The organism is Streptomyces sp. NPDC046831 (assembly GCF_040645305.1).
In the GTDB taxonomy this organism is placed as follows: domain Bacteria; phylum Actinomycetota; class Actinomycetes; order Streptomycetales; family Streptomycetaceae; genus Streptomyces.
Window position 1 is genome coordinate 1 of record NZ_JBEYXZ010000030.1, and the last position, 24329, is coordinate 24329.

Sequence of the window (24329 nt, forward strand, 5' to 3'; positions counted from 1 at the left end):
GGCACCTGCGCGAGGCCGCGCCCGCCGGTCAGCCGCCCGAGCCGGCGTCGTACAACGCGTACCAGCAGGCCGTCGAGGCCGCCCCGGGGTCTCGCCACCCCGCCCGGACCAGCGGCTCCCGTACCGGGTCTGGGGACTACGACGCGGCGCTGGGTCGTGCGCTGTCCTGCCGGGCGGGCCGTGCCGCGGGCGTGGCACCGCGCCGGGCCGTCGTGCCCCGGCTCAGTGGGCCACGGCACGCGCCATGGATCCCCGGCGCGCCTGCATCGGAACACCGCGCGCGGGTTCCGCCGCCGGCCTGGCACCGGCGGTCTGGCGGGCGGCCGGCCCCGGGCTGCGGCGCGGCTGCGCCCCCGCGCCGTTCTGGACGTCCATCACGGCGTGCGCCACGAGACCGCCCATGGGGTCGTGCCGGATCAGGTCCCGCAGCCGGGAACGGGACGAGCGTCCCTCGTTGCCCGGATACAGGTGCTTGCCGAGACCCACCGCGTGCGCCAGCGCGGCGAGCGCCGCGGTGCGCGGGTCCGGCGGCACGCCGGTGCGGATCGCGTTGTCCAGCCGGGACCTGATCTCCCGGCTGATGGCGGTGTCCGTGGCCTGGTAGCGAGTGGTCGGCAGCACCCCGCACATCTGGCCGGGCACGGCGGCGACCATGCCGCACCGCTCCAGATGCGAGAGGTAGGTCTGGCGCAACCCCAGACGCGGCCCGCCGATCCAGTGGACGGCCCGTACCGGAGCGCCACGCCTTCGCAGCAACTCCAACGCGCAGTCCAGAGTTGGATCTCCTGTCGGCCGTGGCACCACCACGGCGATACGATCCCCGTCTGGGGCTATCCGTCCGGCCAGCGCCAGCTCCACTAGCTGTGCTCCGGCCAGACCGAGGTCGAGCGACTGCGGCTGCGCAGTGGTACCCGTGGCCGGGTCCAGTGCCAGCAGCAGAAGCTCTTCCGGAATTGTTCTGCGGCTCCTGCCCATCCATGCCTCCCCGCGTGGATGAATGACAGGGTGACCCCTCTCACATTGGTCTGTCGAGGGTGCGTGACCGGTTCGTAAGGGAACCGGCAGGTATGTCGTTCTCGTCTACCGCTTGGGGTCGGCCCGCATCACAGGACACTGGTACATGGTTCGGACAGCGGTACGGCCTTCGGGGTGAGGCTCCGTGGTCCGGGCGGCGGTTCACGGTTCGGTAGCCGCACGCGGGGCGTGCGGCGCGAGGAGGAGGCATCGGTGGCGGGCGAGTCCCCCGAGAGGTCGAAGCAGCGCGAGTCGTCGGCGGAACCGGCGTCCGGGAGCGCCGCTCCGGTTCCCGAGAGCAGGGACGAGACGCGCGGCGCGCGCGACCCTCGGCTCTCGATGACGGGGAAGTCCGGCGCGGACGCGCGCCGCGCCGGCGTCGACACGGCGACGAAGGTGCTGTCGGTGCCGGCACCGGCGAAGGACACCCGGGGCGCCGAGGAGGCCAAGGCCGCCGAGGACGTCGGGAACGGCAAGGACGCTGAGAACGCCAGGGACGCCGAGGACGCGGACGCCGCGCGCGGGGAGGACGCCGAGGACGCGGCCGGCACCTCCGGGCAGGGCGGCGCGTCCGGGCGGACCGCAGCCGGCGACGAGTCCCGTGACGCGGCAACCGGGTCCGAGGGCGAGGACACGCCGGACGCCGCCGGTGAGGCCGGCTCCGACGACGGCGACCACGACGGTGGCGGCGCCCGCCCGGAGGCCAAGGGCCTCGGGGACGCCCGCCTGCGCGCCGCCGTGGCCGCCTGGGTGAACTCCGCGGACACCGCGGACGCCAAGGACTCGGCGGGTTCCGAGGAGGACTCCGCGGGCGCCGAGGACGCCGGGGAGACCGCGGAGGCCCGGGGTGGGGCCGACGGGCCCACCGGCGCCGGTACGAAGAGCGCGGCGGACGGCACGGCCAAGGCCGCGGACGCGCGGGACGAGGGCGCCGCCGGGACCACCGCGGACTCCGGCACGAACGCGGCCGCACCCGAGGAGATCTCGGCCGCCGCGCCGGCGACCGCCGCGCCGGTAACCGCCGCCGCCTCCAAGACCGCCGCCGACCCGAAGGCGTCCGGCGAGCTCAAGGACGCCGACGACGCGGACACCCTCCGGGACAAGGCCGCTTCCGGCGACGACAAGCGCAACCGCACGGACGCCACCGACCGGAACGATGCGGCCGCGGCCACGACCGCAGCCGGCCCGGAAGCCGAAGGCGGCCCGCGCCCCGGAGCCGGAACCGGCGCCCGGGACAGCGCCCGCGAGGGCGGCGACCAGAAGCACGACGACGAGCACGACGACAAGCGCGACGAGAAGCGCGGCCAGGACGAGGACCAGCACGACGACCAGGGCGGTCGCGGGGAGGACCGCGACGGTGAAGGCGCCGGTGAGAGCGCCGGCGCGGCCGGGACCGGGTCCGACGCCGAGCGTCCCGTGGACCAGCCCACCACGATGCTGAAGCTGGGCGCCGCCGCCAAGCCCCGGGTGGACCAGCCGACCACGATGCTGAAGCTGGGCGGTGCGGCCAAGTCCCCGCAGAAGAAGGCACCGGCGTCCCCGCAGCAGGAACCGGGGTCCCCGAAGCCGACACCCGAGCCGGCCAAGAAGGCTCCCGAGCCGGCCAAGAAGGCTCCCGAGCCCGCCAAGAAGGCCGACGAGCCGGCCAAGAAGGCTGCCGAACCCGCCAGGAAGGCCGACGAGCCGGCCAAGAAGGCCGACGAGCCCGCCAAGAAGGCCGGCGAACCCGCGAAGGCCGGCGAGTCCGAGGCCGAGCGCACGAGCAGGTTCGTCGCGCTGAAGCCGCTCGACGACCCGGCGACCCGCAAGCCGAAGCCCGGCACCGCCGACACCGCCGGCACCGCCGGTCCCGCCGGCTCCGCCGCCCCGGCCTCGTCGCCGTCGCCGTCGGCCCCGGCCCCGGCCCCCGCGGTCCCCGCCGACGCCACCCGGCCCGTCCCGCAGATCGGCCCCGAGCGCACCACCCAGCAGCCGCTGCCGCCGAAGCCGCCGCTCGACCTGCTGGCCGAGCTGACGAACACTCCGCCGCCCCCGCCCACCCCGCTGCGCACCTTCGCGCGCCGCGTCAAGATCTGGACGCCGCTGGTCATCCTGCTGCTGATCGTCTTCGCGGTCGTACAGACTCTGCGGCCGCTGCCGGCGCCCACCCTGGACCTCACGGCCAAGGAGACGTACACGTTCGACGGGGGCAAGGCGGACATCCCCTGGCCGTCCGACGGGCAGGGCGCCCTCGACGTCCAGGGCATCGGCACGTTCGGCTCCTCCGGCGGCGAGAAGCCGGCGCCCATCGCGAGCGTCGCGAAGGTGATGACCGCCTACCTGATCCTGCGCGACCACCCGCTGAAGAGCGGCGACGGCGAGAAGATCAAGGTGGACGAGCTCGCCGAACGGCAGGCGACCGCCGACGGCGAGTCGACGGTCAAGGTGCACGCCGGTGACACCATCACGGAGAGGGAGGCCCTGGAGGGCGTCCTGATCGCGTCGGCGAACAACGTGGCCCGGCTGCTGGCGCGTTGGGACGCCGGTTCCGAGAAGGCGTTCGTCGGCAAGATGAACGACGCGGCCGAGCGGCTCGGGATGACGAACACGACGTACACCGACCCGTCGGGCCTGGAGAAGACGACCGTCAGCACGGCCGTGGACCAGGTGAAGCTGGCCAAGGCGGCGATGAAGGACCCCGCCTTCCGCGACATCGCCCGGATGATGGAGTACACCGACTACAAGGGCACCAAGCACCCCAACTGGAACCGCCTGGTGGGCTCCAACGGCGTCATCGGCATCAAGACCGGCACGACCACCGCCGCCGGCGGCAACCTGGTCTTCGCGGCCACCAAGAAGGTCGGCGACGACACGAAGACCATCGTCGGCGCGGTGCTGAGCCAGGGCCCGGGCGGTGAGGACAACACCATCCTCAGCGGCGCCCTGGACGCGGCCGACCAGCTGATCCGCGCCGCCCAGGACGCGCTGAAGCCGGCCACGATCCTCAAGAAGGGCGACGTCGTCGGATACGTCGACGACGGGCTCGGCGGCCGGACGCCGGTCGCCGTCACCGAGGACGTCACCGCCGTCGGCTGGGCCGGACTGGAGGTGAAGCTGTCGTTCGCGTCCGACGAGGTGCCGCACGTGGCGAAGGCCGGCACCAGGGTCGCCACGCTCACCGTCGGCGACGGCGGCACGAGCGGTGCCGTCCAGGTCCCCGTGGCCCTGACGAAGGACCTCGTCGAGCCGGCCTGGACGGACAAGCTGACCCGCGTCGCCTGACCCGCGCCGCCTGCGCATCACCCGCACCCCGTCGGGGGACCCCACCCGGGAGTCCTCGGGCGGGGTGCGTGCTAGCGTCCCGAACCGGGGCATGTCGCCGGTCGCGGAGGGCGGCCGCGAACGACAGGGAAAGCGGCCGGGAAGACCACACGAAGCGGCCGGGAACGACCGACGGGACACGGGGAGTGCCTTCAGGTGGCCACTGCGGAGCCGACACGCGCGGACGACGCCGATCCGGACCCGGGCACCGGGCCGCGAATACGACCGCCCGCCCCTGACACCGACGGCACCACCGAGGGCGCCGACCCGTCCGGCGGCACCGTCCGGCCCGACTCCCCGGAGAACCGCGAGGGCCGCCTGGAGGACCGGAACGGCCGGGCGGAGGGCCGCGAGGGCCGACCGGAGGACCGCGAGGGCCGCCTGGAGGACCGGAACGGCCGGGCGGAGGACCGCGAGGGCCGACCGGAGGACCGGCACGGCCGGCGGCGCGGCGGCGTCCGGGCCGCCGTCATGGCCGTGCGGGAGCGCATGCTGCGGCACCCCGTGCTCTCGGTCACCGCCCTCGCCGGCATCCTGCACCTCATCTGGTTCTTCACGGTCGCGAACAGCGGCGGCGACCTCGCGGCGCAGGACGCCTGGGCGGAGTTCGTCGGCCGGCACCCCGACTCGGCGTACAACCTCGCCTGGTACGGCGGCATGCACCCGGTGTCGTACAGCGTGGTGTCGCCGTACCTGATGTCCCTCCTCGGCGTCCGCACGACCATGATGGTCGCCGGGACGGCGTCCGCCGGGCTGCTGACGATGCTCCTCATCCGCACCCTCCCCGACCCCCGGCGGCGACCGGACGGGGAGGCCCCCGGGGTGCGCAACCCGCTGTGGGCCGCGCTGGCGGGCGTGTTCGGACTGCTGTGCAACGCGCTGTCCGGCCGTGTCACGTTCGGCCTGGGCACGATGTTCGCGCTGGGCGCGGTCGCGGCCGTCTTCTGCTGGCCCCACCGCTGGCGCCGCAGACGGTGGGCCAAGGCCCTCGTGGCGGCCCCGCTGGCCGCGCTCGCCACCATGGCGTCGCCCGTCGCGGGCCTGTTCGTCGGGTTCGTCGCGGTGGCGCTGTTCCTGCAGAGGCGCCGTCCGGGCGCCTGGGCGCTGGGCCTGGCGCCCGCCGCGGTGGTGGCGGTCGCCGCCTGGCTCTTCCCCTTCTCGGGCACCCAGCCGATGTCCTTCGCCTCGGTGATCCTGCCCCTGCTGTACTCGGTCCTCGCCTTCGTGCTCGTGCCGAAGCGGTGGTTGACGCTCCGGCTGACGGCCGCCGTCTACGGCCTGGCCGTCGTCCTGGTGTGGCTGATCAGCAGCCAGATCGGCTCGAACATCACCCGGCTGGCGATGCTGTTCGGCGGGGTGGCGCTGGTCGCGGCGCTGCCGTACGCCGCGCCGCGCTCGCGCAAGTGGTACGCGATCGTGATGGCCTTCGCCGGCTTCGTCGGGTGGATCGGCTACAAGTCGGCCGACGACATCGTCAACACCACGCCCCGGGCGTCCTGGGCGCGCGAACTGGCGCCGCTCGTCAACGAGCTCCAGGTGGTCGGCGCGGAGAAGGGCCGCGTCGAGGTGGTCCCCGCCCGTTCGCACCGCGAGGCCTCCGCGCTGGCGCCGTACGTCAACCTGGCCCGCGGCTGGAACCGCCAGGCCGACATGGAACGCAATCCGCTCTTCTACGACGACACGCTCAACTCCGCCAACTACCACGAGTGGCTGCGGCGGTGGGCCGTGCACTACGTGGTGCTGCCCAAGGACGTCCCGGACGGCGACGGCGGCGAACGCGAACGCGAGCTCGTGCAGCGGGGCATGCCCTACCTGGAGCAGGTCTGGGGCGACGCCAACTGGCAGCTGTTCCGGGTGATCGACCCGACCCCGCTCGCCGAGCCCGACGCCGTCGTCGACCGGGCCGAGCAGGGCGAGATGACCCTCGAGGTGAGGAGGGCGGGCCGCATCCTCATCCGCATCCCGTACTCGCCGTGGCTGAGCCTGGTCGACGAGCAGGGCCGGAGCCTGAAGGCCCCGCAGGAGACCGAGGAGTCCAAGCACCGGGCCGAGGACGAGCCGAAGACGTACGAGAACGTCAACGGCTGCCTGATGGAGACCGAGCAGGACGAGATGGGCGACCAGTGGACGATGCTGGTCGCGCCGCGGGCGGGTACCTACCGGCTGGCCGCGCCCTACCAGCTCCCGCGCGGCACACCGTGTCCCGACGAGCTGAAGTGACCCTGCCACGCGACGGGCAGGGCCACCGCACGCCCGCTCGGCCGGCGGCGGGCGCGGGCCGGGCGGCCCCGCGCGCTCAGCCGACGGCGGGCGCGAGCGGGGCCACCCCGCCCGCTCAGCCGGCGGCCAGCTCCTTCTCGACGGCCGCGACGACCTCGGCCGACTCCGGCTCGGTCTGCGGGGAGAACCGGGCGGCGACCTTGCCGTCCCGCCCGATCAGGAACTTCTCGAAGTTCCAGCGGATGTCGCCGGCGTGCCCCTCGGCGTCGGCGAAGCCGGTGAGACGCTCGTAGAGCGCGTGCCGCCCCTCCCCGTTGACCTCGACCTTCTCGGTCATCGGGAAGGTGACGCCGTACCTCGCCGAACAGAACTCGGCGATCTCCTCGGCGCTGCCCGGCTCCTGGCCGAGGAACTGGTTGCAGGGCACGCCGAGCACGGTGAAGCCCTGCGCGGCGTACCGCTCGTGCAGCCGTTCCAGCCCCGCGTACTGCGGGGTCAGCCCGCACTTGGACGCCACGTTCACGACGAGGACGACCCGGCCGGCGTACTGGGCGAGGTCCGCGGAACCGCCCTGGAGGGCACCGATCTCCACGTCGAGGGGAGCGGCGCCGTTGCTGTCTGCAGTGGTCATCCCCGGATGCTAACCGCGCCACCCCCGGAACCGGGACGCCGCCCGCCGGCCACACGGCGAGGACGCGGGTCGCGGAGGCTCTGCGTCTCTGCGCCCCGCGTACCGGCCATCACGGCGAAAGCCGGGCGGACCCGAGCCCCCGGCACCCGGCACCCGGCCCCCGGGCACGTCACGGCTGACCGCCGGGGAGGTCGATCTCGGCCCAGATCGTCTTTCCGACGGGGTGGTGGCGGGTGCCCCAGCGCTGGGCGAACTGGGCGACCAGGAGCAGGCCGCGGCCGCCCTCGTCGAAGGTGCGGGCGCGGCGCATGTGCGGGGCGCTGCTGCTGTTGTCGGACACCTCGCAGATGAGGGCCGTGTCACGGATCAGCCGGAGCTGGACGGGCGGCTGCCCGTAGCGGATGGCGTTGGTGACGAGTTCGCTGACGACCAGTTCGGCGGTGAACGCCACGTCGTCCATCCGCCACTGCGCCAGCCGGCCGAGGACGGCGGCACGGGCGTCGCCCACCGCGGCCGGCTCCGAGGGCAGATCCCAGGTGGCGACCCGGTCGGCGTCGAGGGCGAGGTTGCGGGCGAGCAGCAGGGCGACGTCGTCCTGGGGCTGGGCGGGCAGCAGGGACCGCACGAGCAGGTCGCAGGTCTCCTCCAGCGACCGCGGGGGCTGCGTCAGGCACTGGCGCAGCGCCTCCTGCCCCCGGCCCAGGTCCTGCTTGGTCCCCTCGACCAGGCCGTCCGTGTACAGCGCGAGCAGGCTGTCCGGGGGCAACTCCCACTCGGCCCGTTCGAAGGGCAGGCCGCCCACCCCCAGCGGCGGCCCTGGGGCGATGTCGACGAAGCTCGCCGGCTCGCCGGGCGGGACGACGGCGGGCGGCGGATGGCCCGCGGCGGCGGCCGTGCAGCGGCGCGAGACCGGGTCGTACACCAGGTACAGGCAGGTCGCGATGAGGTCGCCGGCGCTCTCCAGCTGCGGCTCCGTGGTGTCCTCCTCCGCCATCAGGTGGGTGACGAGGTCGTCCAGGTGGACGAGGAGCTCGTCGGGGGGAAGGTCGACGTCGGCCAGCGTGCGGACGACGGTCCGCAGGCGGCCCATGGTGGCGGAGGCGCGCAGGCCGTGTCCCGCCACGTCCCCCACGACCAGCGCGACCCGTGCCCCCGACAGCGGGATCACGTCGAACCAGTCGCCCCCCAGCCCGGCCCGCGTGCGGGCCGGCAGATACCGGTAGGCGACCTCGACCGCCCCCTGCGCGGCGAGCCGCTGCGGGAGGAGGCTGCGCTGGAGGGCCAGCGCGGTGTCGCGTTCGTGCGTGTAGCGGCGGGCGTTGTCCATCGCCAGGGCCGCACGGGCGCCGATCTCCTCGGCGAGGAGCAGGTCGTCCTCCTCGAAGGGTTCCGTCCGCCGGTGCCGGCCCAGCAGCGCCACGCCGAGGGTGATGCCGCGGGCGCGCAGCGGGATGACCATGAGCGAATGGACCCCGAAGGCACCGACCACCACCGAGCGCTCGGGGTCGGCCTCCTGCCAGGCCCGGATGCCGTCGGCCGGGGTGCGGTGCAGCGAGGGCCGGCCGGTGGCCAGGCAGCGGACGGGCGGCGTGGACCGCGGGTACTCGTCCACGTCCCCCGGCCTGACCAGGGCCTCGGGCACGCCGGGCAGCACCGACTGCTGCGCGGCCCGGCGCAGAGCCACGGCGCCCGTGGTGGAGGGCTGCGGCTCGACCCCCCGGAACAGGGCGTCCAGCAGGTCGACGGTGACGAAGTCGGCGAGCCGCCCCACCACCAGATCGGCCATCTTCTGGGCCGTGCGCAGCACGTCGAGGGTGCTGCCGACCTGCTTGCCGACGTCGTTCAGCAGGGCGAGCCGCTCCCGGGCCAGCTGCTGCTCGGTGATGTCCAGTGCGGTGACCTGCATGTTCCGCACCAGCCCCGCCGGGGTCCTCAGCGGCGAGACGGTGACGGACCAGACCCGCTCGGGACCGCCGCGCCGGACCGAGCCCCGCACCTGCAGCTGCGTCGGCCTGCCCGTCTCGAGCGCCCGGCGCAGGCCGTCCTCGACGACCGGGCCGATGTGCGGCGGCAGGATGTCGGTGGCCCGCAGGCCGCGCAGCCGCGACTCGTCGCTCCCGAGCTCCCGCGCGGCCCCGGCGCTGATGCGCACGATCCGCAGGTCGGAGTCCCACACGGCCATCGGCAGATGACTCTGCGCGAACGCCTCGTCCGTCGTCGACGGTCCGGCCTCCGGCGGGGGCTCTTCGGGGCGGGGCTCATCCGGTCGGCCCGGCTGTGGCTCGTCCTGCCGGGGCTCCTCGGGGCGGGTCACTTCGGGTCGGGGCTCCTGGGGGCGGGGCTCATCCGGTCGGCCCGGCTGTCGCTCCTCCGGCTCGAACGGCTCGAACATGAGGATGTACCGCGCCCGGCCGTCCGCGTCACGGGACGGCCATGTCCGCATCCGCACGTGCACGGGCCGGCCGTCCCGGTGCAGGAGTGTCGCCGTCGTGCCGCCTTCGGCGAGGAGGGCCGGCAGCCCCGCCGTCCGGGCGTCGGCGACGCCCGCCTCCAGTCCGAGCAGTCGCAGCACGGGACGCCCCGCGACCTCGTGCCACGCGTAGCCGAGCAGGTGTTCGGCCTCAGTGCTCCACGCGGCCACGTTGCCCTGCGCGTCCACGACCGCGGTGCCCGGCGGCGGGGGATCCGCGGGCACGCCGGAGCCGGGGCCGAAGGGTGCGGCACCGTGCATGTCCATGATCAACCATCCTGCCCGCGAACGCCCGGCCTCGCGTCACGCGGCTGACGTCACGGGCGGCCGATGGGCGCCCGAACCGGTCACGCCGACCCGTACCCCACTTGTACCGTCCTTCGGCCGCTCCCGCGCGTCGTGGACGCCGGGCGGCCCACCACCCGACCGTGACCGGGTGCCGGCGGATGCCCCGGGGCCGGCGGCCCGCCGGACACCTCGCCCTGCAGTTGGCCCCACCACCATGGTCCCTCGGGATCGCCGACCTGGAGGCCCGTCCCCGCGACAGAATCCCGTCGTCCAGGGCAGCCACCAGGACGCGCAGCTCACCTGCGTTTCCTCGCTCGCCGCGGACCGACCCGGCCGCCGACATCCCGCCGTGCCCACGGTCCCGTTCCTGGTCTGCCCCTGGTTCATGTACTCGGCTCCAGCTGAGTACGTGCGCTCTGGTCGGTCGTCGCGCGGGCGGCGACGCTCGGGCCATGGAACAACGACTTCCCGCATCCGTTCGCCGTCCGGTCCCGGTCCTCGTACTGGCCGGCGTGTCACTGGCGCTGTGGGCCGCCTGGCTGGGCTGGGACCAGCATCGTGACGTGCGGTCCGACGGCTCGACGACCGGCCCGTACGAGGCGTGGCAGGTGATCGGGCTGGTGTTCACCCTGTTCGTACCGGTGTGCTGGGCGGCGTCCCGGCGCCACTTCGCGGCCGCCGTGCTCGGCACCACGACCGGCTTGACCGTGGCCGCCTACGCCGACTGGTCGGACGATGCCAGCGGCCTCTTCATGGTCGGCGTGGGGATGGTCATGACGGGGAGCCTCGCCGCGACCGCCGCCGTCTCCGCCGTGATCAGCTCGGCGGGACGACAGGGCCGGCGGAGCAGAGCCTGACGGCACCGCCCACCCGGCCCCGCAGGCCGTCGGCGGCCCGATTACCTCCCGCGTCATCGACCCCGGCGCGGCCCGTGGCCAGGATGGCCGGTGTACGGAGCCCGACCGACCCGGCCGACCGGAAGGAAGCCATGACCGCCTACGCCATAGCTCATCTGCAGGATGCCGCTCCGCACGCGGAGATCGCCGAGTACATCGAGCGGATCACGGGCACCTTCGAGCCGTACGGCGGCCGCTTCCTGGTGCACGGCACGCGGCACGAGACGAAGGAGGGCACCTGGCCCGGGGCGATCGTGATGATCGGCTTCCCCTCGATCGCCGAGGCGCGGGCCTGGTGGGACTCACCCGCCTACCAGGAGATCGCACCCCTGCGCTCCCGGCACATCCAGGGCGACATCATCCTGGTCGAAGGCGTCCCAGAGGGCTACGACCCGACCGGTGTCGCAACGGCCGTACGAGCGGCCCTGCCCGCTGAGCCGGCGCGCCGCGTCGCCGAGCGGGCGCTGCCGAGCGATGCGGCTCGGCGCGAGGCGGCACCCCTGGTCGATTCGGCCGGCTAGCACTGTCCCGCCCGCCGGGGACCGCGGGACAGCCCTTCGGCGGACCGCCGCTGCCGGCCACCGCTGGTGCCACGACGAACACCCGCTCCAAGCCAGCCAGTTGCTGCTGCCGTACCACTCGGACCCTGATCCGCGGGGCTGGACAGCAGGGGACCGTGAACCGCAGTCCGCCCAGGACGGCCGTCCACGCCCACGGCTCCAGCGCTGCGCAGTCGAACTGATGCGGGCGTTTCGCGTTGCCCGCGGGCGGGCCATCATGAACAGATGACTCTTGGTCGGTTACCTGATCCTGACGCCGCACGCCGGGACCTGAGGGACGCCGTGGCGGCACTCTTCCCCAGGGTCGCCGCGCAGGCGCGCGCAGAGGCGGAGAAAGTGTCCCGGCTGTTGGTACCGGGCAGCTTGCGACGATCGACGCGGGAGGCGGCCGACCTCATATGCGCCGTCGGTGCCGACCGCCACTCCTACACGTCATGGGTCAATACCGTCGACGCCGTCCTCACACCGTTCTTCCTCGCCGACCGCTGGGACTACCTCGATCTCCGGCAGGATCTCCGTCCGGCCCGAGACCTGGTGGACGGCTTCAACTCGGCGAACTTCATGAAGGGGAAGGGCCACAGCGGCGGCAGACGGCACAACAGGACGTTGTGGGAGGCGACCGAGCGCGAGGTACGGCCGATTCTCGAGGCGTTGCACCGCGGTCTCCTCACGCTGGCGGATCGCCTGACACAGTCCGCCCCGCGCCCACCGCTGCTCCCCGTCCTGCATCCGCCCTCGTTCGCCCGGCTGCGCGACGACGTGGCGGCGGAGACGGTCGCCGAGGGGATCGCCGCCCTCGTCGACGAGGGCGTCGAGCAGTACGAGGCGGCCCGGCGGAGCGGTTGGCCCGGCTCGGTCCGCACGCGGAGCGGTTCCGGAATGCCACCCGACTTCGCGGTCAGCCAGTCGTTCGAGGAACCCCTCGGCTGGTTCCTCACCAGGGAAGTGCGCACCCGTTACCGCGCCGCACTCGGGGAACTGCAGCCCTCCGCACCCGTCGGCTCCCGGTTGGCGACGACGGGCATGGAGCATGTGGAAGGCCTGGCCAGTGGCACGACGGGCGCCACCGGACGTCCGGTCGAGGAGTCGGCGACCTACCGGGACCTCGCCGCGGACGTCCATCCGCGCATCTACGCGGCCTACGTCGCGATCGCCGTCAACTACCTCGCGGAGGTACGGGAACTCATGCCGAAGTACGCGGAGGACTCCGGACAGGGACTGCGCCGCGACCCGGTCACCGTCTACGGCAACGTCGGCTTCATCAACAGCCAGGTGAACAACAGCAGCGTCTCCGTCGCCGAGACGATCGCCGGCATCGACGCGAGCATCCGGACGGTCGCCGACCGCGGACTGACCGATGTCTCGTCCGCCATCCGGGCCCTGACCGAGGCCGTCCAACAGGACCCGCAGCTCGCCGAGGACCTGCGCGCCGAACTCCTCGACCACGTCGCCGACGTCGCCGACGCGGCGGCAGCCCCGGACGAGCCCCGCCGACTCAGCCGCGCCCGGCTGGCGATGGGCGCGATCACTGCCGCCGCCGGTACGTCGGCCCAGCTCGGTCAGGCCGTCACCACCTGGCAGACCGTCCTCGGCCAGCTCTTCTAGCACGGGCCGGCGGAACATCGACCGTACGCCGATGCGGCTCTCGGCACGGCAGGCACATCACCGCCGCGCACCCGCCCTGGCCGGCCCCCGCGGGCCGCTCGACCCCGCGGGCTGCTCGGCCCCCCGGGGCCGCTCAGCCCGGCGGGTTCCCCGAGGCCCGGCGCCTGCACCACAGCTAGGCATCCGTGACGTCCAGCGATGCCACCTGTCGCCACTCCGACGCCTTTTTGGCGCCACTGGCGCCACTGGTGACATCCTCCCCGGGAGGCGCCCGACGAGAGCGTGGCGCCACCGGCCGCCCTGAGTGCCTGCGGTAACGCCCACTACAGCGGCAGTTTCGCCCCGTCCCGAGCGTAGGTGCCGCCATTCGGCTTGCCGTGGCACCATGATGGTGTCACTATGGCGTCATGGACCTCACCCCGTATGTCGACACCATCCGCCGCGAACTCGCGGTGGCCGCCGAAGCCGGCGGCGAAGAAGCCCGCGAGCTGGCCGAGCGCCTCACCGCTCCCCTGGAGTCGGCGACCCGGCTGACCCTGCTCAACGTGCTCTCCGCCGCGATGGACGAGATCACCCGTGAACTCGCCCCCGGCTCGGTCGACGTACGGCTGCGCGGGCTGGACCCCGACTTCGTGGTGACACCGCCGCCCACCGACGGCGGCGGCCTCGTGGAGCCGGGCCCGCCCGTCGAACCGCCCGCGGCGCCGCCCGCGGCTCCGGCCGAGGGCGACGAGGGCGGCACCGCCCGCGTCAACCTGCGCCTGCCGGCCCACCTCAAGGCGCGCGCCGAGGAGGCCGCGAGCCGTGAGGGCCTGTCGGTCAACGCGTGGCTGGTGCGCGCCGTGTCGGCCGCGGTCGACGGCGGCACCGGGCCGCGTACGGCGGAGAGGACCCGCACCGTCGGACAGAGCTTCACGGGCTGGGTGCGCTAGCCCGGCCCGCCGCCGTCCGCGCCGGCGGAACCCGTACCACCTCACTCACCCACATCACGTCCCACCAGCGGGGACGCCCTGAAGACCCAAGAGGACGGGACAGCCATGCCTGCTTTCGACACCCCCGAACCGATCTCGGCCACCGTGCGCGTGGAGGCCGGCTCCATCCAGTTCACCGCGGGCGACCGCCCCGACACCGTCGTCGAGGTGCGGCCCCGCGACCCGAAGAAGGACCAGGACGCACGGGCGGCCGACCAGACGGAGGTCACCTGCGCGGGCGGCGTGCTGACCATCAGGACGCCCAAGCCCGGTCTGCTCGGCCTCGGCCGCACCGGCGCCGTCGACGTGACGGTCGAACTGCCCGCCGGCTCGCACGTCGACATGACCGGCGCCTGGGCCCAGGTGCTCGGCGAGGGCCGGCTCGGCGAGGTGCGCGTGAAGACCTCGTCCGGTGACGTCCGGCTGGATACGACCGGCCCGCTGAAGCTGACCGCCTCGCACGGCTCGATCACCGTCGACCGGGTGGAGGGCGGGGCGGAGATCACCACCAGCTCCGGCAGCCTGCGCGTCGGCGTCGTCGACGGTCCCGCCGTCCTGAAGAACTCGCACGGCACCACGACCGTCGGCGCCGCAACCGGCGAGCTGAGGGTGAGCGGCGCCAACGGCGACATCGACATCGCGCGAGCCGAGGACTCGGTCACCGCCACCACCGCCCACGGCACCCTGCGCGTCGGCGAAGTCGTCCGCGGCACGGTCCAGTTGGAGACCGCCTACGGCGCCATCGACGTCGGCATCCGCGAGGGCACCGCCGCCTGGCTCGACGTCAGCTCGGGCTCCGGCCAGGTACGCAACACCCTCAGCGCGTCCGGGGCGCCCGAGGACACCGAGGACACCGTCAAGGTCCGCGCCCGCACCCGGCACGGCAACATCGACGTCCGCCGGGCCCGGCCCTGACCACCGGCCCCGCCGGGCCGCCTCCTCACCCCACTCACCTCACCCTTCAAAGGGAGGGCTCCATGCCTTCGTCTGTCATGCTCACGTCCAGGCGGGCCGACGGTGCTCGGTCGCCCGCCGCCGTCTCCGCCGTCGGCCTGCGCAAGTCCTACGGCGACAGGACCGTCCTGGACGGCATCGACCTGCGCATCCCGGCCGGGTCCGTCTTCGCCCTCCTCGGGCCCAACGGCGCCGGCAAGACCACCACCGTCAAGATCCTGTCCACCCTCGTCACCGCCGACGGCGGGCAGGCCCAGGTCGCGGGCCACGACATCGCCGCCTCACCGGACGGGGTGCGCGCCGCGATCGGTGTCACCGGGCAGTTCTCCGCCGTCGACGGCCTGATCACCGGCGAGGAGAACATGCTCCTCATGGCGGACCTGCACCACCTGCCCAAGCGCGAGGGCCGGCGGGTCGCGGCCGAGCTGCTGGAGCGGTTCGACCTCACCGACGCCGCCAGGAAGTCCGCCTCCACCTACTCCGGCGGCATGAAACGCCGCCTCGACATCGCCATGACGCTCGTCGGCGACCCGCGCATCATCTTCCTCGACGAGCCGACCACCGGCCTCGACCCGCGCTCCCGCCACACCATGTGGCAGATCATCCGCGAACTCGTCACCGGCGGCGTCACCGTCCTCCTCACCACCCAGTACCTCCAGGAGGCCGACGAACTCGCCGACCGCATCGCGGTGCTCGACGACGGCAGGATCGCCGCCGAAGGCACCCCGCAGCAGCTGAAGCGGCTCATCCCCGGCGGACACGTGCGCCTGCGCTTCACCGACCCGTCCGCCTACCAGGCGGCCGCTCTCGCGCTGCTCGACGCCACCCGGGACGACGAGGCGCTGTCGCTGCAGATCCCCAACGACGGCACCCAGCGCGAGCTGCGCGCCGTCCTCGACCGGCTGGACTCCGCCGGCATCGAGGCCGACGAGCTGACCGTGCACACCCCCGACCTCGACGACGTGTTCTTCGCCCTGACCGGCTCGACCGAGCCGAGCCGGCCCGGCCAGCCCAAGGAGGACGCCCGATGAGCCCCCTCGCCCTCGCCGTGCGCGACTCGTCCACGATGCTGCGCCGCAACCTCCTGCACGCCCGGCGCTACCCGTCCCTGACGCTGAACCTGCTGCTCACGCCGGTCATGCTGCTCCTGCTCTTCGTCTACATCTTCGGCGACGTGATGAGCGCCGGCATCGGTGACGGCGGCGCGGACCGCTCCGAGTACCTCGCCTATCTCGTCCCCGGCATCCTGCTGCTGACCATCGGCGGCACCACGATCGGCAGCGCGGTGTCCGTCTCCACCGACATGTCCGAGGGCATCATCGCCCGCTTCCGCACGATGGCGATCCACCGCGGCTCGGTGCTCATCGGCCACGTCGTCGGCAGCGTGCTGCAGTGCGTGATGAGCGTGGTCCTCGTCGGCGCCGTCGCGGTCGCCATCGGATTCCGGGCCACCGACGCCACCGCCCTGGAGTGGATCCTGGCGGTGGGGCTGCTGACACTCGTCTCCCTGGCGCTCACCTGGATCGCGGTCGGCATGGGCCTGTCCAGCCCGAACGCCGAGGCCGCCGGCAACAACGCCCTGCCGCTGATGGTCCTGCCGCTCCTGTCCAGCGCCTTCGTGCCGGTCGACGCGATGCCGGGCTGGTTCAGGCCGATCGCCGAGTACCAGCCGTTCACCCCGGCCATCGAAACCCTGCGCGGCCTGCTGCTCGGCACGGAGATCGGCCACAACGGATGGCTGGCCGCCGCCTGGTGCCTGGCCCTGGCCCTGCTCGGCTACTTCTGGTCCACGTCGCTCTTCGACCGCGACCCGAAGTAGACGGCCGAGCGCCCCTCCACCCCCGCGGCACCCTCACCCGCACCCCGTCCCCCCGGCCCCCGGGCGGCGCGCTCCGACACCACGCCGGAGCACGCCGCCCGGACTGCGTCTCCCGCGTCCAGGTCCGGGCTCCCGCTCACCCGAGGGGATGCCGAACCTTCGACGGACCCTCACACCGTTCACCGCGAGGCCACGCCGAACCTGAGTGACCGTCATGAACCGGCTGTGAGGCACCGGCTTCGGCGCGTAAGTGACCGCCCCGAGCGCCGGTGGCAACCGTCACGTCTGCACCTGCTCGGTGGGCCGTGTGAAGGAGTCGGCGTGTTCGGTCATTGCCTGATCACACTGGTGAAGGCCTGACCGGGGCCGCGCTCCGTCCGGGGCGCGGGCGACTGGCCGCCCCCCGGCCGGCCTGCTTTGATCTTCCGCGTAGCGCCAACTCGCGCAAGCGAATTCCGGTGACCGGAAGCCGAGCGGGTGAAAGCTGCCACTCCACAGTGCTCATTCGAAGGGAACCGCGCGTGATGAACCTCGCCCCCCAGGTTTCGACGGCCGAACTCTCCGACGCCGATCTGGACGACGTCTCCGGCGGCCTCGCGGTCGGCAGCTCCGCCGGTCTCTGCGTCGAGACGCCGGTCGCGGCCGTCGCCGCCGACGTCCTGGCCGTCGTCACGCACGAGGGCGTGGCGGTGGGCACGGCCGCCCAGGCCGCCACCCACTGACGGCAGCGTCGTCCGATCACCGATGGGGCCCGGATCGGGGTGATCCGGGCCCCATCGGTGATCTCGCCGCGCAGGACCGGCGGCCGTTCACGCGCTCGCTCACAGGGCCACGGCCGGCATCAACCACAGGTCAGCCGCTCGACGGCCGGCAGAACCCGGCCCGTTCCCTCCTCGGCCGCCCTATGCTGCACCGCTCCCACGGCGGCTCGCGCGTACGCCTGCTGCCGCACGCCACGGCCGAGCGCGTCGCCGGGCCGTTCGGCGGTCAGACACACGGTCGGCCACGCGCAGCGCGAGGCGCCCGGTCAGACATTGCCGGGCGTACCCCCACCCCGGTCGGCCGGGAGTTCACCTGCCGGGAGCACGGAAGGTGAGCTGCCGGCGGGCGGCCTCATCGATCTCGTCGAGGGTGAGCAGAGGGGTGGCCCGGGTCTGGAGGGCTCCGCTGGCCTTGACGGTGAGGCTGACGGCGGCCATCGAGACCGGGTCGGGGAAGTCGACGATGATCACGACGTCGTCCTCCCCGAAGGCGAAGTACATGGACTCGACCTGCCCGCCGAGACCGGTGACGACCTGCTCGACGGCGGCACGGCGGCCGCTGCCGCCTTCCTTGAGCAGCCCCTTGGTGCCCTCGGGTGTGTAGGTGGCCTGGATGAGGAACTTCGGCATAGGGATGCTTCCCGCCCGTCGCGTGTCCGGTCTGCGATGGCCTTCCCGCCGTCGCGACGGCAGCCACTCGGGGAACGGGGGATTCACTCGTTGGCACCCGAGCTTCTTCCCGCTGATCGCGGCCGAGACTGTGGTGACGTCGAGCTGAGCTGTGGCCAGGACAACGGCAGCACTGACACCTCGCCGTGCCAGACCCGGCGGTACTGATGGACGACAGCGCGGTAGCACGCCACGCACGTCCAGTCGTCGTAAAGCCGGCGAGCCGATGTGCCGTGCTGAAGCAGGAACCGGCTCCAGCGGTTGTGGAAACCCTCTTCCCCCATTTATGGTCGCCTTGACGATAAGTGGGGGTGGGGTTCTGCATGACCAGGACGACGGTGGGCAAGCGCGCCGCGACCGGAGCGCTGATCGGGCTCGCCCTCGGGGACGCACTCGGCTTCCCGACCGAGTTCGATGACGTGCCCTCGATCCTTGCCAAGTGCGGTCCCTGGCGGGAGATGGAGCTGCCGAAGCGCGCCTTCGTCTCCGACGACACGCAGATGACCCTCGCCGTCGGACGCGCACTCAGGACCGCCCTGGGCCGGGGCGCGCTCGCCCCGAAACGGCTGGAGCGGCCACTGCGCGAAGAGTTCGTCGACTGGTACGAGTCGCCGGAGAACAATCGGGCCCCGGGCAGCACCTGTCTGACCGCCTGCTGTCTGCTGAAGGCCGACGGGCGTGTCTGGCAGGAGGCGAGCCAGATCGGTTCCAAGGGCTGCGGCGCCACCATGCGCGTGGCCCCCATCGGGCTCGCCCCCGGGCTCAGCGACGAACAGCGCGCCGGCGCCGCCCAGCTGCAGTCCGCGCTCACCCACGGCCACCCCACGGCCCTGGCAGCCTCGGACCTCACCGTCCGCGCTGTGCACCTGCTCGCCCAGGGCACCGACCCCACCGGACTCGTCGGCCGACTGCGGTCGTACGCCTGCGACAACCGCACCCGCTACCACCACACCTGGCTCGGCGACCTGTGGACCCGCTCCCAGGACCCCACCCCCGAGCACTTCATCGCGCGCGGCTGGGACGAGTGCCTGGAGATCCTCGGCCGGCTCCAGGAGGCCGTGCGGACCGTCTCACCGGAGACCGACCCCTGCCTGGCCACCGGCGCGGGCTGGGTCGCCGAAGAGGCCCTCGCCGCCGGCCTGCTGTGCTTCCTGCTCTTCCCCGGCGAGCCCGTCACCGCCCTGCGCCGAGCCGCCTGCTCCTCCGGCGACTCGGACTCGATCGCCTGCCTCACCGGCGCCTTCGCGGGCGCCTGGCTGGGCGCGGACGCCTGGCCCGCTCAGTGGGCGGACCGGATCGAGTACCGGGAGGAACTGCTGGCCCTGGGAGAGCTCTGGGACGAGGGCATCTGATCAGTGGTGCGGCTGCGTCCCTGCGACCAGCGACGCCACTCGCCGCAAAGAACCTCCCGGAACGCCAACTACCTGGACCAAACGCCCTTTCACTCGTACCGACGAACGTCCAAGTCACCCGCCGGTGGACGCAACCCCCGCAGGCCGCCGCTTTCGACTTGATAGGCAAGTGAACGCTTGCCTATCCTGTGGTCGTGGCCGACGACCTTTTCAAAGCCCTCGCCGACCCCACCCGACGCACCATCCTCGACGAGCTCACGGAGAAGTCCGGACAGACACTGTTCGAGATCTGCTCGCGGCTGAGCATGAAGCACCAGCTGGGCATCTCGCGTCAGGCGGTCTCCCAGCACCTCGCCCTGCTGGAGACTGCCGGGCTCGTCGAGACCAGACGGGAGGGCCGCTACAAGTTCCACGATCTGAACACAGCCCCCCTGCGGCGGATAACCGAGCGATGGCCCTTGCCCGACCCGTCCGAACCAGAGAAGAGCACTCCATGAGGATCCACCTGACCAGCGTCTTCGTCGACGACCAGGCCAAGGCCGAGCACTTCTACACCGAGATCCTCGGTTTTGTGAAGAAGCACGATGTTCCATTGGGTGAGGAGGCCCGGTGGCTGACCGTCGTCTCGCCCGACGAGCCCGACGGCACCGAACTCCTCCTGGAGCCCGCCGGCCACCCGGCCGTCAAGCACTACCGCGACGCGCTCGTCAGGGACGGCATCCCGCTCGCCCAGTTCGCCGTGGACGACGTAGAGGCGGAGTACGAACGCCTGCACGCCCTCGGCGTTCGCTTCCTCCAGGAGCCCCTGGCGATGGGCCCCGTCACCACCGCCGTCTTCGACGACACCTGCGGCAACCTGATCCAGATCGCGTCACAGCCGCAGTAAGCGGCCAGCCTCGCGCGGGGTCCGGCCGCCACGACGGCCGGACCTGCCCTCACCCTGCACTTCCACGGTCTTCGGCACACGGGCAGCAGGTCGATCGGTGTACCGGGACAGATGGACAGATGTGAGGGGCTGGTCCACCCTTCACTTCTATGACCGCCCCTCATCGTGAGGCTGCCACGCGATCACGGCTGCCTGAAGCCATTTGTGCCGTAGCCGAGGAGACAGCCGGGTTGCTCCGGTCGTGTACAGATGCCACCGTGCCCATTCCTGGTGCTGAGTGGACGGTTGGAGAGTCTGCGGCGCATCTGGTCCTGGCCAACAAGCTGATGGCCGCCGTTGCCGCAGGGCGTGAGCAGGTGTATGGCGACGGCACACCAGGGGGACTTGCGGCGGCCAACGCCGCCTCGCTGGGTTCCTTCCCCGAACGCGACACCTCCGTTCTGGCGGGCGGCATCGTCCGGCATGCGCGGGCCTTCACCGAGGCGGCCGGCCTGCGGTCGGCGGACACACCGACGGTGACACCGCTGGGGCCCATGGACTTGGCCACCCTCGGCTCCTACCTGCTGACCCACATGCTGGGGCACGGCTATGACATCGCAGCAGCACTTGGCCGGCCACACATGATCGACCGTGACAGGGTCGAGTTGGCGATGCCGTTTCTGATCACTGCGATGCCCCGTGTCGTCGATGTACGAGCGGCTGACGGGCACAGTGCCTGCTACGAGCTAAGGGTGCGCGGCCTCTCCCGGCTCGCAGTGACGTTCACCAACGGCACGGTGGCCGTGCACGCCGAGCCCCCGCGCCGTCCCGACTGCACGATCATGATCGAACCGATCACGTTCTTCCTGCTCGCACTGGGCAGGCGCAGTGCCACCGGTGCCATCGCCCGCGGCAAGGTCCTCGCCTGGGGGCGCAAGCCCTGGCTCGCGCCAGGTTTCCCCGCATTGTTCACCGCACCATGACGGACGCTTGCCTGGTCCCGCCCGGGAAGCACCTTGAGCTTCCTCGAGATGCGAGGAGCGATGCCGGCGCCGCCCGTTTACACGCTGGACCCGATGGCGCGCTGATCGAGCGCGACGGAAGCCAGTGATTGCTCCGGGACGGGGGGCCGGGCTATGTGCGGTGCGCCCGCGGCACCGCTGATGCGGACACTCCGGGCCGAATCTAGACTGACCAACGCATAGGAAGTTCCGAATCAGGGAGGTGTGCACCGTGGCTAAACGAGGGAACAAGCGACGTGGCCGTAAGAAGAAAAAGGCGAATCACGGCAAGCGCCCGAACGCCTGAGCCAACCTGAACCAGCCGGCCGAGGGGTTTCTGTCTGCGCCGCCCCGATTGGGTAAAGGACTGGGATCCCGCAGCGGTGCGGGAGCACGGCAAAGAGCCGGACCGGACGGGACCGAGGCCGGCTCTCGAAGACTGGGCGCCCTTGCAGAGTCGGGCGGTTCGAACCTGCGCGCACGGCTCCGGAGGGCGCTTGGGTCCTTCGTGTCTGAGCAGCTCACAGGCTTGGACGTGGCTCACCGACTGTCCCGCAGTCACGGATGGTCCACGAGCAAGCGGCTGCGAGCTCCCAACGCGATGTGGCTCGCAGGCGGCGCACGACCAGGATCTTGGACAAGCCCTGTCGTTCCAGGTCAGGAGTGCTTCTTCGCGTGTGGGGTCAAGCCCTGGACAGCCCGCCGCGTGACAGCGCGAGGCCAGTGATCACCAATGGGTTTGTCATACGAGGTGCCGTGACGGCTGCCGGCGGCGGGCGCGCCTCAGGGGTCAGGACTCCGTGCCGGACTCCTCGGGGAAGAAGGTGATCAGCGTGGCGGTGCCGTCCTTGTCGACTGCCCGGACCGCCGGCTCGGGAATGTCCTGCGTGGCGACGTCGATCTCCCTGGGGTGCCACACCAGGTGCCGCAGGACGACGGGGTAGCCCGGCGACCGTCCGCCGACGGAAACGACCACTACGTCGTCCTTCGGGTCGTACGCGATGGTGGTGAAGGGCAGCCGGTTGGCTGCGTACTGGTGCCCGACCTCGGGGTCCAGTACCTCGATGGTGACGAACTCCCCCTGGTGTTGCTCGTTCATCTGGTTGAGGGCGGTCTCCCACGTGCTGCGGTCGAGCGTTTCGGTGCCGGCCATCGTCGTTCCTCTCTCCGGTGGCAATCCGCTCTCCCTACGACGGTAGCCGCATCCCTGAGCGACTGCCTCGGCCTGACAGGTCGAGCCGTGCGGCCCGGGTGGACCTGCCTGGGCGAGTCCGGGCCGAAGCCCACGGGGCGGGCTGCGGTACGGGCGGAGCGGGGGCGGGCACGGCCTGCCGGACCCACGTGAGCCGCCACGCGGTCCCGCGGACCACCGTGACCAGCAGGAACAGCACGGTGAACCACCGGAAGTACCAGGGCCCACCCGTCTCCGTCCTCGCAGCGCAGGCGGGAGCGGAGCAGTTCACCGGAGTGACCTGGAGGCAGGGCAGCAAAGGCGCGATGACCTCACCTAGGCGGTGCCGACCGTACGGTCTGCGGGCAAGCACTCCATAAGCTGCCGGAATAGGCACACCGCAAGAGTCGGAATTGCAAAATATTCCGTCTTCCAATTAGGGAGGATGTATGCGGCTTTTTGGGATCTGTTCTTATCGTTTGGCGTCGTCCTGGTGACGCGGCGACTTTCCCCATAACAGCCTCTTCCTGGTTCGTAGCCCTATCAGTGTCCTAAACACTTGCGGACACGCGACCGCGATCCTGAGGGCCGGCAACGCCCCAGGCCCGCTTCCCTTATCCACCACTTCCTCCAAGCTCCCACCCCGTCTGCCGTCGACCCGCACACCGTGGAGCGGGCGTGGTTTGAATGGCTCGGTGCAATGATCCGGGGCGGCCTGGGAGCGACCCCAAGACCTCGAGAAGGACGCTGCGGGCCCGTAGCGGCACGCGTTGGCGCGACCCTGAAACGCTGAAGGGCCAGCCCGGGAGGGACCCCTGGGCGGCGGCCACATCGGCTGGTGCGCTTGTGGTGCGCGCCGTAGAGGGCCAGCAGTGAACGCAGGTGTCTCATGACACGTCTGTCGGTGAATCCAGGAGCCCATATGGCTCATTCTTTCGAGGCGAATCAGTCATATTAGATTCACGCAGCCGAGTCTGCGATGTGTGATCAAAAACCTCAGACGTGCCGCGATCGCGGCCGCACTCCTCGTCGTGCCCCTCGCGGCACCCACCCCGGCGCAGGCGCAGAATCGTTCCGCTGAGCCGAACACCCTCCCGATGACGGCCGCGGTTGACTCCCTCCCGCTCGCGGCGGAGGTGAGGGACGGCTACCAGCGCACGAGCTTCAGGCACTGGAACGCGGGCGAGAACCCTGCCGACGGCTGCAACACCCGAGCGGAGGTGCTCATCTCCGAGGCGATCGTCCCGCCCGAGGTCCTCCCGGGCTGCAAGCTGACGGGAGGGCTCTGGTGGTCGTACTACGACGCCAGGTGGATGACCCCCGCGTCCACCCTGGACATCGACCACATGGTGCCGCTCGCGGAGGCGTGGGACTCCGGGGCATCGCAATGGACCGCGCAGCGGCGTGAGGCGTACGCGAACGACCTGGGCGCCCAGGCCTCCCTCGTCGCCGTCTCCGCGGCCTCGAACCGCAGCAAGGCCGACCAGGACCCGGCCCAGTGGCTGCCGCCGGCTGTCGACGTGACGTGCCGGTACGCCTCGGAGTGGATCGCCGCCAAGCTCCGCTGGGGACTCACCGTCGACGCCGTCGAACTCGAAGCACTCGTCCAACTCGCGGAAGCGTGCCCGGACACCACCGTGACCTATGAGCCCGCTCCATAGAACTGGCCCCCGGTCGACGGTGCTCTCCGGGCCGAGGGCGCCGTTGGCCTGAGCCACCAGGCGCGGCCGACGGGCGTCATCGCGTCCGTCGGCGTCGTCGTGGAGGACGGCCAAACCGTGA

The 24329-nt window shown here is 72.2% G+C and carries 20 protein-coding genes; 15 read left to right on the plus strand and 5 right to left on the minus strand.

All coding sequences use genetic code 11. The features are described from left to right. Positions 1 to 222 precede the first annotated feature (222 nt). Positions 223 to 975: a GPP34 family phosphoprotein gene (locus ABZ920_RS23130; protein ID WP_361508091.1), complete on the minus strand. Its 753-nt coding sequence runs from the start codon at positions 973 to 975 to the stop codon at positions 223 to 225. 252 nt (positions 976 to 1227) lie between these two features. Here ABZ920_RS23130 and ABZ920_RS23135 point away from each other — a divergent pair, with 252 nt between their 5' ends. Then, positions 1228 to 4275, plus strand: coding sequence for a D-alanyl-D-alanine carboxypeptidase (locus tag ABZ920_RS23135; RefSeq protein ID WP_361508094.1), 3048 nt, complete (start codon positions 1228 to 1230; stop codon positions 4273 to 4275). A 195-nt stretch (positions 4276 to 4470) separates the two neighbouring features. Beyond that, complete coding sequence (locus ABZ920_RS23140) at positions 4471 to 6534, plus strand: MFS transporter (RefSeq protein ID WP_361508097.1); 2064 nt, start codon at positions 4471 to 4473, stop codon at positions 6532 to 6534. A gap of 115 nt (positions 6535 to 6649) precedes the next feature. On the opposite strand, the gene ABZ920_RS23145 is transcribed toward ABZ920_RS23140, so the two are convergent. Both ABZ920_RS23145 and ABZ920_RS23150 read right to left on the minus strand, forming a co-directional pair. Beyond that, positions 6650 to 7165: a glutathione peroxidase gene (locus ABZ920_RS23145; protein WP_361508100.1), complete on the minus strand. Its 516-nt coding sequence runs from the start codon at positions 7163 to 7165 to the stop codon at positions 6650 to 6652. A gap of 169 nt (positions 7166 to 7334) precedes the next feature. After that, a complete protein-coding gene (locus ABZ920_RS23150) occupies positions 7335 to 9902 on the minus strand; it encodes a SpoIIE family protein phosphatase (protein ID WP_361508103.1) in 2568 nt (855 codons plus the stop codon). Positions 9903 to 10375: 473 nt separating this feature from the next. On the opposite strand from ABZ920_RS23150, the gene ABZ920_RS23155 reads away from it, so the two are divergent. The 8 genes from ABZ920_RS23155 to ABZ920_RS23190 all read left to right on the plus strand — a co-directional run bounded on the left by ABZ920_RS23155 (position 10376) and on the right by ABZ920_RS23190 (position 17450). Beyond that, entirely contained in the window at positions 10376 to 10780 is a 405-nt protein-coding gene (locus tag ABZ920_RS23155; protein ID WP_361508106.1) for a hypothetical protein, read from the plus strand. Positions 10781 to 10911: 131 nt separating this feature from the next. Further along, positions 10912 to 11340: a DUF1330 domain-containing protein gene (locus tag ABZ920_RS23160; RefSeq protein WP_361508109.1), complete on the plus strand. Its 429-nt coding sequence runs from the start codon at positions 10912 to 10914 to the stop codon at positions 11338 to 11340. Between the two features lie 402 nt (positions 11341 to 11742). Further along, positions 11743 to 12984 (plus strand): hypothetical protein, encoded by a 1242-nt coding sequence (locus ABZ920_RS23165; RefSeq protein ID WP_361508112.1) that lies wholly within the window; start codon positions 11743 to 11745, stop codon positions 12982 to 12984. Between the two features lie 407 nt (positions 12985 to 13391). Further along, the gene (locus tag ABZ920_RS23170) at positions 13392 to 13916 is read left to right on the plus strand and encodes a hypothetical protein (RefSeq protein WP_361508115.1); all 525 of its coding nucleotides are present in this window, start codon (positions 13392 to 13394) and stop codon (positions 13914 to 13916) included. A gap of 105 nt (positions 13917 to 14021) precedes the next feature. Continuing rightward, positions 14022 to 14870, plus strand: coding sequence for a DUF4097 family beta strand repeat-containing protein (locus ABZ920_RS23175; protein WP_361508118.1), 849 nt, complete (start codon positions 14022 to 14024; stop codon positions 14868 to 14870). 62 nt (positions 14871 to 14932) lie between these two features. Then, complete coding sequence (locus ABZ920_RS23180; RefSeq protein ID WP_361508121.1) at positions 14933 to 15940, plus strand: ATP-binding cassette domain-containing protein; 1008 nt, start codon at positions 14933 to 14935, stop codon at positions 15938 to 15940. Beyond that, positions 15937 to 16728 (plus strand): ABC transporter permease, encoded by a 792-nt coding sequence (locus ABZ920_RS23185; protein ID WP_361508124.1) that lies wholly within the window; start codon positions 15937 to 15939, stop codon positions 16726 to 16728. Before ABZ920_RS23180 ends, ABZ920_RS23185 begins: the two co-directional genes overlap by 4 nt. Positions 16729 to 17252: 524 nt before the next feature. Beyond that, positions 17253 to 17450, plus strand: coding sequence for a hypothetical protein (locus tag ABZ920_RS23190; protein WP_361508127.1), 198 nt, complete (start codon positions 17253 to 17255; stop codon positions 17448 to 17450). Between the two features lie 348 nt (positions 17451 to 17798). Here the strand turns inward: ABZ920_RS23190 and ABZ920_RS23195 are convergent, their stop codons facing one another. Further along, on the minus strand, positions 17799 to 18119 hold the full coding sequence (locus ABZ920_RS23195) for a GYD domain-containing protein (protein WP_361508130.1): 321 nt from the start codon (positions 18117 to 18119) through the stop codon (positions 17799 to 17801). Positions 18120 to 18481: 362 nt separating this feature from the next. Here ABZ920_RS23195 and ABZ920_RS23200 point away from each other — a divergent pair, with 362 nt between their 5' ends. From ABZ920_RS23200 to ABZ920_RS23215, 4 genes are all read left to right on the plus strand, one after another. After that, complete coding sequence (locus ABZ920_RS23200) at positions 18482 to 19510, plus strand: ADP-ribosylglycohydrolase family protein (RefSeq protein WP_361508133.1); 1029 nt, start codon at positions 18482 to 18484, stop codon at positions 19508 to 19510. Between the two features lie 194 nt (positions 19511 to 19704). Further along, positions 19705 to 20007 (plus strand): metalloregulator ArsR/SmtB family transcription factor, encoded by a 303-nt coding sequence (locus tag ABZ920_RS23205; protein WP_361508136.1) that lies wholly within the window; start codon positions 19705 to 19707, stop codon positions 20005 to 20007. After that, positions 20004 to 20396, plus strand: coding sequence for a VOC family protein (locus ABZ920_RS23210; protein ID WP_361508139.1), 393 nt, complete (start codon positions 20004 to 20006; stop codon positions 20394 to 20396). Before ABZ920_RS23205 ends, ABZ920_RS23210 begins: the two co-directional genes overlap by 4 nt. A 149-nt stretch (positions 20397 to 20545) precedes the next feature. Next, positions 20546 to 21358 (plus strand): maleylpyruvate isomerase family mycothiol-dependent enzyme, encoded by an 813-nt coding sequence (locus ABZ920_RS23215; protein ID WP_361508142.1) that lies wholly within the window; start codon positions 20546 to 20548, stop codon positions 21356 to 21358. Positions 21359 to 22166: 808 nt separating this feature from the next. Here ABZ920_RS23215 and ABZ920_RS23220 read toward each other — a convergent pair. Continuing rightward, the gene (locus tag ABZ920_RS23220) at positions 22167 to 22529 is read right to left on the minus strand and encodes a DUF5335 family protein (protein WP_361508145.1); all 363 of its coding nucleotides are present in this window, start codon (positions 22527 to 22529) and stop codon (positions 22167 to 22169) included. Between the two features lie 1001 nt (positions 22530 to 23530). Between ABZ920_RS23220 and ABZ920_RS23225 the strand changes: the two genes are divergently transcribed. Beyond that, positions 23531 to 24208 (plus strand): HNH endonuclease family protein, encoded by a 678-nt coding sequence (locus tag ABZ920_RS23225; protein ID WP_361508148.1) that lies wholly within the window; start codon positions 23531 to 23533, stop codon positions 24206 to 24208. Positions 24209 to 24329: the final 121 nt, after the last annotated feature.